The 15,281-nt window shown below is 58.7% G+C and carries 11 protein-coding genes; 8 read left to right on the top strand and 3 right to left on the bottom strand.

All coding sequences use genetic code 11. The features are described 5' to 3' along the window. Positions 1-55: 55 nt before the first annotated feature. The gene (locus tag CPY64_RS18460; RefSeq protein ID WP_026483854.1) at positions 56-403 is read right to left on the bottom strand and encodes a DUF1840 domain-containing protein; all 348 of its coding nucleotides are present in this window, start codon (positions 401-403) and stop codon (positions 56-58) included. A 97-nt stretch (positions 404-500) separates the two neighbouring features. On the opposite strand from CPY64_RS18460, the gene CPY64_RS18455 reads away from it, so the two are divergent. The 4 genes from CPY64_RS18455 (at position 501) to CPY64_RS18440 (ending at position 7,564) form a co-directional block, all read left to right on the top strand. Further along, a complete protein-coding gene (locus CPY64_RS18455) occupies positions 501-4,268 on the top strand; it encodes a phospholipase effector Tle1 domain-containing protein (protein WP_042484766.1) in 3,768 nt (1,255 codons plus the stop codon). A gap of 121 nt (positions 4,269-4,389) precedes the next feature. Next, positions 4,390-6,075 (top strand): arginine--tRNA ligase, encoded by a 1,686-nt coding sequence (gene argS / locus CPY64_RS18450; RefSeq protein ID WP_042485263.1) that lies wholly within the window; start codon positions 4,390-4,392, stop codon positions 6,073-6,075. 14 nt (positions 6,076-6,089) lie between these two features. Further along, positions 6,090-6,833, top strand: a complete 744-nt coding sequence (locus tag CPY64_RS18445) for an SPOR domain-containing protein (protein WP_042484769.1) — start codon at positions 6,090-6,092, stop codon at positions 6,831-6,833. Positions 6,834-6,922: 89 nt separating this feature from the next. Next, a complete protein-coding gene (locus tag CPY64_RS18440) occupies positions 6,923-7,564 on the top strand; it encodes a thiol:disulfide interchange protein DsbA/DsbL (protein ID WP_026483858.1) in 642 nt (213 codons plus the stop codon). Between the two features lie 226 nt (positions 7,565-7,790). Here the strand turns inward: CPY64_RS18440 and metC are convergent, their stop codons facing one another. Both metC and CPY64_RS18430 read right to left on the bottom strand, forming a co-directional pair. Further along, on the bottom strand, positions 7,791-8,987 hold the full coding sequence (gene metC / locus CPY64_RS18435) for a cystathionine beta-lyase (RefSeq protein ID WP_042484772.1): 1,197 nt from the start codon (positions 8,985-8,987) through the stop codon (positions 7,791-7,793). Positions 8,988-9,099: 112 nt separating this feature from the next. Next, positions 9,100-10,176, bottom strand: a complete 1,077-nt coding sequence (locus CPY64_RS18430) for an MBL fold metallo-hydrolase (RefSeq protein WP_042484775.1) — start codon at positions 10,174-10,176, stop codon at positions 9,100-9,102. A 381-nt stretch (positions 10,177-10,557) separates the two neighbouring features. Between CPY64_RS18430 and CPY64_RS18420 the strand changes: the two genes are divergently transcribed. The 4 genes from CPY64_RS18420 (at position 10,558) to CPY64_RS18405 (ending at position 15,265) form a co-directional block, all read left to right on the top strand. After that, positions 10,558-10,950 carry a MerR family transcriptional regulator gene (locus CPY64_RS18420; protein WP_009463587.1) on the top strand — a complete coding sequence of 131 codons (393 nt, stop codon included), beginning with the start codon at positions 10,558-10,560 and terminating at the stop codon, positions 10,948-10,950. Positions 10,951-11,031: 81 nt separating this feature from the next. Then, complete coding sequence (locus tag CPY64_RS18415; RefSeq protein ID WP_042484781.1) at positions 11,032-12,210, top strand: isovaleryl-CoA dehydrogenase; 1,179 nt, start codon at positions 11,032-11,034, stop codon at positions 12,208-12,210. Positions 12,211-12,279: 69 nt separating this feature from the next. Next, positions 12,280-14,091: a bifunctional isocitrate dehydrogenase kinase/phosphatase gene (gene aceK, locus CPY64_RS18410; RefSeq protein WP_042485266.1), complete on the top strand. Its 1,812-nt coding sequence runs from the start codon at positions 12,280-12,282 to the stop codon at positions 14,089-14,091. Beyond that, positions 14,084-15,265: an acetyl-CoA C-acyltransferase gene (locus CPY64_RS18405; RefSeq protein WP_042484783.1), complete on the top strand. Its 1,182-nt coding sequence runs from the start codon at positions 14,084-14,086 to the stop codon at positions 15,263-15,265. The genes aceK and CPY64_RS18405 overlap by 8 nt, the downstream gene beginning before the upstream one ends. The last annotated feature ends 16 nt before the right edge of the window (positions 15,266-15,281 follow it).

Here is a 15,281-nt window from a genome sequence, read left to right as displayed (position 1 = left end):
TGGAGCTTAAGCAAAGAAGGCCTGCCAAATTGTCGGCAGGCCGACATTCCAGGGACTACCAGGAGCTATCTGCCGGTTCCCACATCACCGGCACGCCGGTGTTATTCGCCTGGCGCAACATATCCAGCAACGGGTAGGCGCGTTGGCTGAAGCTCACGGCCTGCGACATCGGGTGTTCCTTTTCATCGTCTTCGTCCTCGTGGGGCGAATGCTTGTTTTCCCGGTCTTGCCCGATTGCTCGTTCAATATTGCCAATGGCTTCGGACAACTGCTCTGCCGTGAACACGCCACGCTCGGGCAAACCATCGGGATAAGAGCGCCCTGCGGCCCGGAGAATAGGCATGGCATGTTCAGAGAACATCAGAACATCGGCGGCGGCTTTGCTTTTAAAGACGACTAGCATACGGTTTCTCCTTATGGATCTTTGTGTTTCCTATTCGGCTTTCAGGATACACACCCCTGCAAGATAGCAGGATTTTCCCTGTCTTGGAGAGTCCTTCATGCCTTCCGCGCTCCTGTCCTGGCTAATCTTGCTCCTGATCACCTTGCCGTCCCTGGCCTGGTCACAAAGCTCGCTTGAGTGCCCCTTGCCCCCCTCGTCCACCCGCTGCGCACCAGCTGCCGCTTTGGGAGAACAGGCCGAGCCCGCGCCAGATATGGGTTTGCTCAATCCAGTGGATTTGCTCAGCGGGCAGAAATACCAAAGCGATACGGACCTGCCACTAAGCCAGGCCTGGCCCTTGCTGCAATTGCAGCGTCACTGGAATGGGCAGGGGCGCAATCCTACACCAACACTTGGGCACACTGGCTGGGCCTTGAATTACGACCTGCAGTTGCGGCAGCAAGGCCATGCCTTGTTCATGCCGGATGGGCGGCAGACTCGCTTGTACCCGCCGGCACAGGTGCAAGGTACGGGCTGGTTCTGGCAGGGGCCGAATGGTTTGATTCTGCGTTTTGACGAGCAGGGCTGGTTGACCCATGTGCGTGTTTCGACCCAGCAATGGCTGGATATAGAACGCTTTCCGGGCACGCATCCGCAGGCGTATGCGGTTAAAACTGTGCGCAATCATTTAGGCCAAACGCTGGTGTTTGATTGGCAAAGCCAAGCGCAGGAGCAGGTGTCGCCACAGGGGCAGAAACAAGGACATGGGCCAGGGCAAAACCAAACTCCAGTTCAGACTCCAAGACAAGTTCAACCCCAAACCAAAACCAGATCCCTAGCCAATGCCACAACGGCGATAAGGGCTGCAGAAGCAGAAGAGGCAGCGACAGCGGCGGCAACCACAACCGCGCCGACAGACACAGACACAGACACAGACACAGACACAGACACAGACACAGACACAGACATCAATATTAAAACCCCGGCCGGGCCGTTTCGCTTGCTTCTGAAACAGCACGATCAGCAAATCTGGCTGGCCAGCGTCAGCCGTCCGGATGGCATGCAACGCCTCTATCATCCAGCTCCTGCGCCTTGGTCACATCATTTAGGTGGCACCAGCCTGCAAGCGCCTGGGCAAACGGCTCAGCCCATGCAGCAATGGGAGTACGACGCCCAAGGCCGAGTCAGCCGTTTGATCTCCCACGCCTTCAATCAGGACTGGACGGCACGCTATGAGCCGGGCCTAAGCGAATGGTCCATAGGCACAGAGCGGCATCGCTTCCACTACCGAGACTATCAAGGCCAGCAGCGGCTACAAAAACTGGAAAGCCGCCTATGTGACACTTGCCCCGTCCAAAGCACGGAATGGCAGTACGACCCGCAAGGGCGCTGGTTGCAGGCCGGGCCATGGACAGCGCAACGCCGTGCCAATGGGACACTCTCTGGGCTGGAGCAACGGCAGGGCGGCTGGGGGCCATTACGTTTCGAGCTGGATGAAAAAGGGCGCTTGCAAAACTGGGCAACAAGCCAGCATGGAGGCGAAACACGGCGCTGGAACCCGAATGGCAAACTGAGGCGCCTCGAATACGCCGAAGGAGGTTCGCTCCACATTCGATACGATCAACGGGGGCGTTTGAGCAGTCTTGAACATCAACAAGGCCATGAAACCGAGCGCAGTGAACTGGACTGGCTTGGACCTGGTGCGCTGCGCATTCGTCATCCCATGGAAACGCAATGGTTGAAGTTGCGGGCAGGCCTATTACAAGAGCGCCGTCTGGAACGTAGCCATAGCCCCGGTCAAAGCTGGACCGAGCGCTTTGAGTACGACGAGCAACGCAGGCTGACGCAGCACACCCTGCCGGAGGGCGGACAACTACGCTATCGCTGGGACGCGCACGGACGCTTGCAGTCTCTGGAATGGATCACGCAAACCGGGCAACGCCAGACCGTGATTCACGCACAAGAGGTGGGCTATGCCTGGGGCAATGGCCTTCAATTGATCAGCCATGCAAACAGCGCCGGACAGGCCGTGGATTTGATGCTTTTGCAGCCCGATGGCAAACCCGTCTGGACACAAGCCCGCCGTCTGGATGCTCAAGGCAAAGTGCTGGAGGATCGCCATGAGTACCCGCTGCTACAAGAAACACGCCATTGGTTTTTGCACTACGACACTAAACAGCGGCTGATCGCTTTCCGTCAGGGCAAGACCGAATCAGCACAGTGGCTGGCCTGGAACGACAGCGGCGCACTTGTTGCACGCCATCCAAAGCCAGCTGCTTCCATTCAGCGCTCCTCCACCGGCACGACGAAAGCCGTCGGTAACTTGAATCTGGACTACGGTCCGAACCGACGCTTGCAGCGTGTGCAAACAGCACACACCACCTTGGTCGAGTACCGGCACGATGCCTTTGGCCAACGTATCTGGCGCAAGCAAGGCGATCAGGAGCGAGCCTTTTTCTTTCACGGCCAGCAATTAATAGCTGAACTGGATTTACCCGCTGGTCCCGGCCAGCTCATCTCCCGACGCTATCTGTATGCCGGGCTGACACCAATAGGCATGATTGTTTATCAGCCAGACGGGCAAGGGCAGTTGTACTACCTGCATAGTGATTTGATGGGCGCTGTGCGACTGATTAGCGACCAGCAAACCAAGCCGGTCTGGGCTGCCGACCTGAACCCTTTTGGACAGGCCGAACCCTTGCTTGAAACCTTGGAGTTCAATCTACGTCTACCAGGGCAGTATGCCGAATCCGCGACCGGCTGGCACGACAATCTGCTGCGTACCTATCTGCCCGAGCACGGCCACTATCTAGAGCCGGACCCTCTGGGGCCATGGCCACAAACCCAGGCCGTGGGCTACGCCCAACAACAGCCTTTGCGTCATATTGACCCCACCGGCCTGCTCCTGTTTGCCTTTGATGGCACACGACAGGCTCCCATTACCAATAGCAATGTGTGGAAACTGTCGCAGTTGTATCAGGATGGAGCGGTGCATTACGCCAAAGGGCCGGGCGATCCCGTGACCCTGAACTGGGATGCACTGACCGCTTGGCGAGCAGGGCGGATTCTGGAATCGCAATGGAACAACTTCCTGAATCGCATGCAGGAGCAAGGCCCGGCCCCGAGCGCGGTACCTGTGGATTTGCTGGGTTTTTCTCGAGGAGCAGCACTGGCACGAGACTTTTCCAATCGGATACTGGACCACGTACAGCAGGGCTGGTTTGTATTGAATGATCCACAGCGCGGCGCCATTCGTGCCTGCATCACGCCCCGCTTTTTAGGGCTGTTCGATACCGTGGCCCAATTCGGACTGGGAGGCGGCAGCAACTCCCAATATCGCTTGGGCGTGTCCGACGCCTGGAGCTGGGTTGCGCATGCCGTCGCCATGCATGAACACCGTGCCTACTTTCCCTTAAGCGCCCTGACAGAGGCCATGAACACGGTGGAAATGCCTTTTATCGGCGCGCACAGCCAGATTGGCGGCGGCGTGCTGCCTGATGAAAACGAAGAAACCATCAGCGATCTGGATAAGGTGGCGCTGGCCTGGATGCACTGGCAAGCCAGGGCGACGGGTCTGGCGCTGGCGGAACTGGGGCACATAGACCTGAGCGTGCTCCACCCTGTTTTGCTGGACATGCGCCTGCCTGGGCTGCGACTGACTCAAGGCAGTTTGCGGGGAGTAGACTCTCACGGGCAGGGTCAAAACCTGATGTATCAAGACCTGCACCCGCGTCTGGGCCAAGCCACTCAACAATCCATGGAGACAGTGATCAAGCGGCATAACAGCTGGCGTATCCGACCCGGTAATCAGGTGGGTTGGGTAGACATGGACGCTTACGATACGTGGTTACATAACCACCTGGGATGGGAGCGCCAGGCTTCTTGAAAAGAATTTGGCGTCAAATCACGCTATCATGTGGGGCTATCCGGCGGGCCAATGTCGCGCCTTCCATCTGGGGCGTGGTCAACACGCCGCAGTTGTCTTTCTACCAATCCAGACCTTTCCTATGCTTGCTGAGCAACAATCTCAATTAATCGCCTGCCTACAGGCTGCCGTCCGTGCCATCTTGCCCCAGGCTGAACCCAACATCACGCTGGAGCGCCCCAAAGTGGCTGCGCACGGTGATGCCGCCTGCAATATTGCCATGCAACTGGCCAAACCAGCCGGTCGCAACCCGCGCGAGCTGGCTCAGCAAATCGTCGATACCCTGTTGGCCGATCCGAATGCCGCCGCTTTGCTGGCAGGCGCGGAAATTGCCGGCCCGGGCTTTATCAACTTCCGTCTGTCCACCGCCACGCACCAGGCCGTCCTGAAGACGATTGCCGAACAGGGCGATCACTTCGGTCACGTTGCTCCTACCCAGGAAAAGCTGATGGTGGAGTTCGTGTCGGCCAACCCGACCGGCCCCTTGCACGTAGGCCACGCTCGCCAGGCCGCGCTGGGCGACTCCCTGTGCCGCGTGTTCAGCTCGCAAGGCTACGACGTTACCCGCGAGTTCTACTACAACGACGCTGGTAACCAGATCGACAACCTGACCACCAGCGTACATGCCCGTGCCCGTGGCATCGAGCCCGACAGCGAGCAATTCCCCGCTGACGGCTACAAGGGCGACTACATTCTGGATATCGCCCGCGACTACCAGGCCGGTGCAACCGTTCAGGCTGCCGATGGCGCCTCCGTCACCGCCAGTGGTGATCTGGACAATCTGGAAGACATCCGCCGCTTTGCCGTGGCCTACCTGCGCCGCGAACAGGATCTGGACTTGCAAGCCTTCGGCCTGAAGTTCGACAATTTCTACCTGGAAAGCTCGCTGTACACCTCCGGCAAGGTTGAAAAAACCGTGCAGGCCCTGATTGACGCCGGTCACACCTACGAGCTGGACGGCGCACTGTGGCTGCGCACCACCGAACTGGGCACAGGCGATGACAAAGACCGCGTGATGCGCAAATCCGAAGGCGGCTACACCTACTTCGTGCCGGACGTGGCCTACCACGTGGCCAAGTGGGAACGCGGTTTCCACCACGCCATCAATATTCAGGGCTCCGACCACCACGGCACCATCGCCCGCGTACGCGCTGGCCTGCAAGGTCTGGGTCTGGGTATCCCCAAGGAATTCCCGGCCTACATCCTGCACAAGATGGTCAAAGTCATGCGCAATGGCCAGGAAGTGAAAATTTCCAAGCGCGCAGGCAGCTACGTCACCTTGCGTGACCTGATCGAATGGGTAGGCCAGGACGCCGTGCGCTTCTTCCTGATCCAGCGTCGTGCCGACTCCGAATTCGTATTCGATATCGATCTGGCCCTGTCCAAGAGCGAAGAAAACCCGGTTTATTACATCCAGTACGCTCATGCCCGTATCAACTCCGTGTTGAATCAGTCGGCAGAACTGCTGGATCAAGTGCCTCAGGCCGACATCACGCCTTTGACCGCCCCCACCGAAATCGCCCTGCTGCAACGCCTGTCTGAATACCCCAATGTGCTGGCCCAATCCGCGCGCGAACTGGCCCCTCACCACATTGCCTTCTGGCTGCGCGACTGCGCTGCGGACTTCCACTCCTGGTACAACGCCGAGCGCGTGTCGGTAGATGACACGGCCTTGCGTCTGGCCCGTCTGCGTCTGGCACAGGCCTGCGCCCAAGTCATTCGCAATGGTCTGAACCTGCTGGGTGTGTCCGCACCCGAACGTATGTAAACCCATAGGCAGATATGGCAAGAGCACGTAAAAAATCCAGTAGTTCCGGCGGTACCTATACCGGCATTCTGATTGGCCTGATTCTGGGTCTGGGCGCGGCGGTTGCCGTTGCCCTGTTCGTCACCAAGGTGCCCATGCCCTTTGTGGACAAGGCCAGCCGAGACAAACCTACTGTTGCCTTGCCTGAAGGGCGAGACTTGCTGGACCCGAACCGGGACCTGTATGGCCGCTCCAGTGGACAAACTCCTCCGCCAGGCGACACCATTCCCGGTTTGACCTTGCCCCCCGTGAACTTGCCCAGCATCCCGTCCAAGCCTGCTGCACCGGACGCCCTGGGTGACCTGATCGCCACCTTGCCAGCCATGGGTACGGAACCGACGCGTCAGCCAGAAACGCGCAATACTGCTCCTGCGGTAACGCCTCCGGCCACAGCACCTGCCGCTCCCAACACCCCGGCACCGGCCACCAGCAAACCAGCCACACCGGCTCCTGCTGCGCCCCCGGCAGCGACCAAGCCAGCCACCACCTCTACCCCCTACTACCTGCAAGCAGGTGCCTTCCGCAACAATGCAGACGCTGAAGCCATGAAAGCGCGCTTGTTGATGTTGGGCTTTGATGCCTCGGTGCAAAGTGCTCAGGTCAATGGCGGTACCGTGAACCGGGTACGCATGGGCCCCTTCAAGGGCATAGACGAAATGAACCGGGCACGCAGCCGTCTGGCCGAAGAAAAAATTGATACTTCGGTGGTACGACCCTAAGCAATTTGTGCCCAAGGCAGCCCCAAGGTGAACTTTTCCGCCATTGCACAGGTCATAAACCTCATCTTCCCCATTAAGGAAATTGATTCATGAAGCTGAACGCATTGTTTGTACGATCCCTGGTCGGTGCCAGTCTGTTGGCTGGGGCGACCTTGTTGCCCGCCACCAGCGCGCTGGCTCAACAAGCCGACCAAGGCTACGTTACCCTGCCTGCGGCTCAGCCCTCGGACAGCGTCGGTAAAACCGAAGTGCTGGAGTTCTTCTCCTACAGCTGCCCACACTGCGCCATTCTGGAACCCAAGGTTGAAGCCTGGTCCAAGACTCTGCCCGACAATGTCGTGCTGCGCCGTGTGCCTGTTGCCTTCAATGCCGGCATGACCGATCTGCAAAAGCTGTACTACACCCTGGAAGCCATGGACCGTCTGGACCTGCATCCCAAGGTGTTTGAAGCCATTCACCAGAAGCGTGAGCGCATTTTTGATGCCAAGACCATCACGGCCTGGGCAGCCCAGCAAGGCGTGGACAAGGCCCGCTTCGAGCAGACCTTCAACTCCTTTGGCGTACAGACCAAGGCCAATAAAGCCAACGAACTGTCCAACACCTACCAGATCCAGGGCACACCCAGCCTGGCCGTGGGCGGCAAGTTCGTGACTTCACCTGCACTGGCCAATGGCTACGACGAAAGCATCACCAAGGCTCAAGAGCTGGTGAAAATGGTCACCAATCGCTAATCAGCGATCTGGCTGAGCCATACAGCCAAGGGCCCTCAAGACTGGATCCGTTCCGGTTTTGAGGGCCCTTGGCGTTTCTATATCTGTGATTTATTAGCTGCCGGTAACTCGTCAGTAATTCGATAACAGCGGCTTACAAGAAGGTACGGGATTCCAACGTCATTGCAATTCTGCGCCATTTATTAAAGCCAGGGTGCGTCCCTGACTAGAGCAGTCAGTTAAGAGCCTAAGCCTGCGCCGCCTTTTCAAAAGCCTGTGTCAGGTCGGCACACAAGTCCTTGGTGGACTCCAGGCCGATATGCAGGCGCACCAGACTGTCCTGGCTGTCCTGCCAGTAACTATGGCCACTTAGAAATGCCGTATCCACCAACTGCACCAGGCTTTCAAAGCCCCCCCAGGAAAAGCCGATACCAAACAGCGTCAGGGCATCGACAAACGCACGGGCTTGCGCATTGTTCAATCGTAGCTGCACCGACAACATGCCGTTAGAGCCGGTGCAGTCGCGTTGCCACAAAGCATGGCCTGGATCTTGCGGCCATGCCGGGTGATAGATGCGGGTGACTTCGGGACGGCTATCCAGAAACTGACACACAGCCAGGGCATTGGCGGCGCTTTCACGCATACGAATAGGCAGGGTACGTACACCGCGCAAGGCCAACCAGGCATCGTCGGCGCTGATGGAAAAACCCAGCGCATAGTGGTTGTCGTGCAGGCGTTTGTTGATTGCTGGATCTGCGGACATGACTGCACCCAACATCAAGTCGGAGTGGCCTGCCACATACTTGGTCCCAGCCACGATAGACACGTCAAAACCCAATTCCAAGGGACGGTAGATATAGCCCGAGCCCCAGGTGTTATCGGTGACCAGCAGCAAGTCATGCTTGCGGCCAAACTCCGCCAAGGCGGGCATATCCAGCATCTGCATCAGCAAGGAACCGGGTGATTCCACGTACACCATGCGGGTATTGTCCTGCAAATGACGGGCCATTTCCTCCGGGGTCGGCGCGCAGAACGTGGCCTGTATACCCATGCGACGCAATACGGTCTTTTCCAGATAACGCACCGGGCCATAAGCACTGTCGGCAATCAGCACGTGATCGCCCGAATCCAGCAAGGCCAGCAAACCTAAGGTAATCGCTGCCATGCCCGACGGTGCCAGCAAAGCCTGAGTGGCAGACTCCAACTGACAGAACACCTGCTCCAGCGCGGCATGGGTATCCATACCCGAGCGCCCATAGGTGACCGAACGTTTTTCAGGATCGGCCTTGTCAGCCTGAGCACGGTCCAAGGCATCCAGATTGCGAAAGCGCACCGTACTGGTGCGCATGATGGGCACAGCCACCGGCGCCGCATCCGTATGCGGATCGAACGGGGCCAGACCAGTATGTTGCAGGGCGGTGTCCAGGGCGAGATCAGAGCTCATAGTGTCGGCAGGCAGTAGCAAGAAAAGCTCTACGCTACCACAGGCCAGCAGGCCCGGTCGCCTATGCCGACAGTTGCTATATTGCCCCTCTTATTAAGAGGCGCCCCGGTATTCAGATACGCTGGAAGCGGTAAACCCCGTCCTCGCCCATTTCGCGACGCAAACGATCGTCGAAATACAAGGCGTGCAGGTGGGCAATAGCCTCGCCCATGGCGAAAGTCATCTGGTGCGAGTCCAGCTTGCGGTGGAACAGCACGGGCAAAATGTCCGCAGCGGTACAGGGCTGGGCACAGGCTTCCAGGACTTCTTCCAGACGCTCGGCGTGGTGCTCCTGCTGCTGACGAATGCGCTCGTGCATGCCCCGGAAAGGCTTGCCATGCGAAGGCAGCACCAGGGTGTCCGGGGCCAGATCCTGATAGGACAGCAGGGAGTTCAGATACAAGGGCAGCGGATTGGCAAAAGGCTCGGTATCGAACACGCTGATATTGGTGGAGATACGCGGCAAGAGCATGTCCCCGGAGATCAGCACCTTCAGTTCTTCACAGTACAGAGACATATGCTCGGGGGCATGGCCGTAACCCACAATCAAGCGCCAGGGGCGACCGGCAATCACCACACGCTGACCATCCATCAAACGCACAAAGCGCTCGGGCACCGACGGCACCATGGATGGGTAGTAATCGCCGCGGCTGCGAATCTGCTCACGGGCTTTCTCATCCTGCAGGCCATGACGGACAAAATGCGCTTCTGCCGCCACACCATTCGGGCCACCGGCTTCCGCACCAGTCTGGCGTCCACCCGTACCGGACCACAGCTTGGCGGTCGCGTAATCCGTCATGCTGATCCACAGCGGCGCATTCCAGCGCTGGCACAACCAGTCCGCCAAACCAACATGATCCGGGTGCATATGCGTGACGATCACACGCAGCACGGGCAAGCCTTGCAGCTCATTCTGAAAAACCTGTTCCCACAGCTCGCGCACTTCGGGGCGAGCCACGCCACAGTCCACAATCGTCCAGCCCTCGCGGCCATCGATTTGGTCGCGCAATAGCCACAGATTGATGTGATCCAGCGCAAAGGGCAAAGGCATACGCAGCCAACGCAACCCCGGCGCGACTTCCAGGCTGCCGCCTGCAGGGGGCAGGGTATCTGCCCAGGGATAATTCAATTTTTGTTCGTTAGGATTCATGCTCGCTCCAATGAATGGCTCTTGTAGGGCGTAAGGGCAGACCATACTAAAAGGCTAGGGCCTGTTAACCGTAAAAGGAGCCTCACATGAGTATGCAAACACAAGCATGGCAAGGCGCGAAGCAGAGCCGTGGCGGGTCCACGGCGAGCATTCGCAACGCAGGCAGGCTTGTGTTTGCATACTCACCCTTTGGGCTGGCTGGTAATCAAGCAGCATACGTCGTTGCCCACGCCTTGCGTGGAACCACCACGCTGCGGCTTGCGCGCCTAGTCTGCTGCTTGATTACCAGCCAGTGTGAGGCTCCTTTTACGGTTAACAGGCCCTAGTTCCCACCCCGGCTCTATGGCATGATAGTTTACGTTTACGTAAATCACACTAAAAATGACAACGACAACCTGGACAATATCGGATCTGGCGCATGAGTTTGGCATCACGCCCCGCACCCTGCGCTTCTATGAAGATCAAGGAATCTTGAGCCCGCTGCGCCAAGGCACTCAGCGCATTTATCAGCCCCGTGATCGCGCCCGCCTGAAGCTGGCCCTGCGCGGCAAAAGGCTGGGGCTGCAGTTATCGGAGATTCTGCGGCTGATCAATATGTATGAATCCCCGATGGACACGGCCTCCCAGCTTAAGCACTATCAGGAGGTATTGAACGAGCATCGCCTGCGCCTGGAGCGCCAGCGGCAGGACCTGGACCAGACCTTGCAGGAAATCCAGGATCAGCTCGATATCTGTCACACCATGAGCGAACAATTGAAACTGGAATCCCGATAAGGGAAAACCCATATATATTACGTTTACGTAAACGTAATATAAATACAATTCCACAACCCATTTATTTCCACGGAGTGTCTCATGAGCCTGCCCGGCCTGAATTTCGATCTTGGCTCCGACCTGGACATGCTGCGCGACGCTGTCGCCGACTTCTCCCAGGCCGAAATTGCCCCTTTAGCGGCTCAACTGGATCACGATGACCAGTTCCCCATGCACTTGTGGAAGAAGTTCGGTGAGATGGGTTTGTTGGGCATGACCGTCAGTGAAGAATACGGTGGTGCAAACCTGGGCTATCTGGCCCACATGATCGCAATGGAAGAAATCTCCCGTGCCAGCGCCTCGGTGGCCCTGTCCTACGGCGCGCATTCCAACCTCTGTGTGAACCAGATCAACCGCAACGGTACGGAAGCCCAGAAGCAGAAATACCTGCCCAAGCTGATCAGCGGCGAGCATATTGGTGCCCTTGCCATGAGTGAGCCCGGTGCCGGTTCGGACGTGGTCAGCATGAAGCTGCGCGCCGAAAAGAAGGGCGATCGCTACGTGCTCAATGGCTCCAAAATGTGGATTACCAACGGCCCGGACGCTAACACCCTGGTGGTATACGCCAAGACGGACCCGCAAGCCGGTGCACGCGGCATTACCGCCTTCCTGATCGAAAAAGATTTTGCCGGTTTCTCCGTTGCCCAAAAGCTGGACAAGCTGGGCATGCGCGGCAGCCACACGGGCGAACTGGTGTTCCAGGACTGTGAGGTGCCAGAAGAAAACGTGCTGGGCCAACTGAACGGTGGCGTCAAAGTGCTGATGTCCGGCCTGGACTACGAACGCGCCGTGCTGGCCGGTGGCCCGCTGGGCATCATGCAGGCGGTGATGGATGTGGTGATTCCCTACATCCACGACCGCAAGCAGTTCGGCCAGGCCATTGGCGAATTCCAGCTGATTCAAGGCAAGGTGGCCGATATGTACACCACCCTGCAAGCCAGCCGCGCCCTGTGCTATGCCGTGGGCAAGAACCTGGATCGTCTGGGTGCAGGCCACGTGCGTTCCGTGCGTAAAGACTGCGCTGCCGCGATCCTGTACAGCGCTGAAAAAGCCACCTGGATGGCCGGCGAAGGCATCCAGATTCTGGGCGGCAACGGCTACATCAACGAATTCCCCACAGGCCGCCTGTGGCGCGATGCCAAGCTGTACGAGATCGGCGCGGGCACCAGTGAAATCCGCCGCATGCTGATCGGCCGCGAACTGTTCGCTGAAACCGCCTAAAAAGGCAGAGGCATGTCCAACCCTGATTTTGGCGAAACCACCATCATTACCCCGGTTCAAAAACCGGGGATGACGGCTATCCAGGTGGCCCAGGCCATGCTGGATGGTTTCAATCGCCACTATGCGCTGTTTCGCTACAGCGCCCAGCGCGCCAAGTCTTTGTACGAATCAGGCGACTGGCATGGTATTCAGCAGCTCTCGCGCGAACGTATCGAGTACTACGCCACACGGGTGCGCGAATGCGCAGCCATGCTTAGCCAGAACCTGCGCCTGCATCAGCCCACGCCGTCCGATCCGGCTCATCTGGACGAGGCCCAGCAGCAGTTGTGGTTGCAGGCCAAGGCGGAGTTTGTACGCCTGCTCTCGGGTCACCGTCAGCCAGAATGTGCGGAGACTTTTTTCAACTCCGTCTCCTGCCGCGTGCTGCATCGGCACTACTTCCGCAACGAATTCATTTTCGTGCGCCCAGCCGTTGCCACGGATTATCTGGACGGCGCGCTGCCTTCGTATCGGGTCTATTACCCCACCGAAGAAGGTCTGGAAGCCAGTCTGACCAGTATGCTGGCCGACTTCGGTCTGGCCGCCCCCTTTGCCGACCTGCCGCGCGATGTGCGCACGCTGGCTCGCATGGCCGTGCGCCAACTGTGCCGCCGCCTGCCACGTGGCTATGGCTCGCGCATTGGCTCGGATTGTCAGATTCAGGTGCTGAACTCCCTGTTCTTTCGCAACAAGGGTGCCTATGTAGTGGGTCGCCTGATCAATCAGGGTGAAGTGCTGCCGTTTTCGATCGCTATTTTGCATCGCCCCTCGGGACACTTGTATATAGATGCCTTGCTGCACACCACGGACGACCTGTCCACGCTGTTCAGCTTTACCCGCGCCTATTTCCTGGTCGATATGGAAGCACCGTCGGCCTATGTGGACTTCCTGTCCAGCCTGCTGCCCCGCAAGCCCAAGGCCGAGCTGTACACCGCCATCGGCCTGCAAAAGCAGGGCAAGACCCTGTTCTATCGCGACTTTCTGCATCACCTGTCGCACTCGCACGATCACTTTGATCTGGCACCCGGTATTGCCGGTATGGTGATGACGGTATTCACCCTGCCGTCCTACCCCTATGTGTTCAAGCTGATCCGTGACCGCATTCAAAAGCAGGGCATGGACCACGCCACGGTGCGCAGCAAATACCAGCTGGTCAAAAAACATGATCGTGTCGGGCGCATGGCCGACACCTGGGATTACGCCCAGGTTGCCTTGCCCAAGGCACGTTTTTCGCAAGCCTTGCTGGAAGAGCTGCGCCGCGAAGTGCCCAGCCTGCTGGAAGAGTCCGAGGACACCATCTTGCTGCGCCACGTCTACATTGAACGGCGCATGACACCGCTGAACCTGTATCTGAACAAGGCCAGCGACCCCGCCCTGAATGCCGCCGTGGAGCAATACGGCAAGGCCATCCGGGAACTGGCCGCCGCCGACATTTTCCCGGGCGACATGCTGTTCAAGAACTTTGGTGTGACCCGTCTGGGCCGCGTCGTCTTCTATGACTACGACGAAATCCAGCACATGCGCGAGATGAACTTCCGCGCCATTCCGCCCGCACCGAACGAAGAAGCCGAGATGGCCAGCGAACCCTGGTACCCCATCGGCCCGAACGATGTATTTCCCGAAGAATTCGGCTACTTTCTATTGACCGACCCTCGTATTCGCAAAGCCTTCATGGCCCACCATGCAGAACTGCTGGAGCCTGAATGGTGGACTCAGTGCCGCTTGCGAGTGACACAGGGTCGGATCGAAAATATTTTTCCGTATAACAAAGATCGGCAGCTGCACGAGTTTGCCAAGCGCGCGCCGGTCTCCTCTTTGCAACCAGGAGTCTTTCATGACTAATTCCGTTGTCATCGTCTCGATCGCCCGCACCCCTATGGGCGGCATGATGGGTAGCCTGTCCGATCTGGCCGCCCACGAACTGGGCGCCGTCGCCATCAAGGCGGCCATGGAGCGCTCGGGCATTCAGGCCGACAAGGTCGACGAAGTGATCATGGGTAACGTGCTGCAAGCCGGTCAGGGCCAGGCCCCTGCACGCCAGGCTGCCTTGGGCGCCGGTCTGCCCCAGGGCGTGGCTTGCACCACCATTCACAAGGTGTGCGGTTCCGGACTGAAAGCGGCCATGTTTGCCCACGACCTGCTCAAGGCAGGCAGCGTGGACGTGGTGGTGGCAGGCGGTCAGGAAAGCATGAGCAATGCCCCTTACCTGCTGCTCAAGGGCCGTGAAGGCTACCGCTACGGTCACTCCACCGTGTATGACCACATGGCCATGGACGGCCTGGAAGACGCGTACAGCCGTGGCACCGCCATGGGTGTGTTTGCCGAAGATTGCGCCAGCAAATACGAATTCAGCCGCGAAGAGCAGGACGCCTACGCGCTGGAATCGCTGCGCCGCGCTCGCCAAGCCAGCGATGACGGCAGCTTTGAATGGGAAATTGCGCCAGTCACCATCGCTGGTCGCAAGGGTGATGTCGTTGTGGCCAAGGATGAAGCCCCCACCAAAGCCATGCCCGAGAAGATCCCCACGCTGCGTCCCGCTTTCAAGAAAGACGGCACGATTACCGCTGCCAACGCCTCGTCCATTTCGGACGGTGCCGCCGCCATGGTGATCACCACCGAAGAGAAAGCCAAGGAACTGGATGCAACTCCGCTGGCCCGCATTGTGGCTCACACCCAGCACGCTCAGGAACCCGCCTGGTTCACGACCGCGCCTGTGGCCGCTATCCAGAAGCTGCTGGATAAAACCGGCTGGAGCGTGGCCGACGTTGATCTGTTCGAGATCAATGAAGCCTTTGCCGTGGTCACCATGGCCGCCATGAAAGAGCTGAACATCCCGCACGACAAGGTCAATATCCATGGTGGCGCAACTGCCCTGGGTCACCCCATCGGTGCATCGGGTGCTCGCCTTCTGGCAACCTTGATCGGCGCACTGCGCAAGACCGGCGGCAAGCGCGGTATTGCCTCGCTGTGCATTGGCGGTGGCGAAGCTGTCGCCCTGGCCGTCGAGCTGGTTTAAAGCAAGCTCATCAGCC

This window comes from Alcaligenes faecalis, assembly GCF_002443155.1.
Lineage (GTDB): Bacteria > Pseudomonadota > Gammaproteobacteria > Burkholderiales > Burkholderiaceae_B > Alcaligenes > Alcaligenes faecalis.
This window is presented reverse-complemented; position numbering and strand designations above follow the sequence as displayed.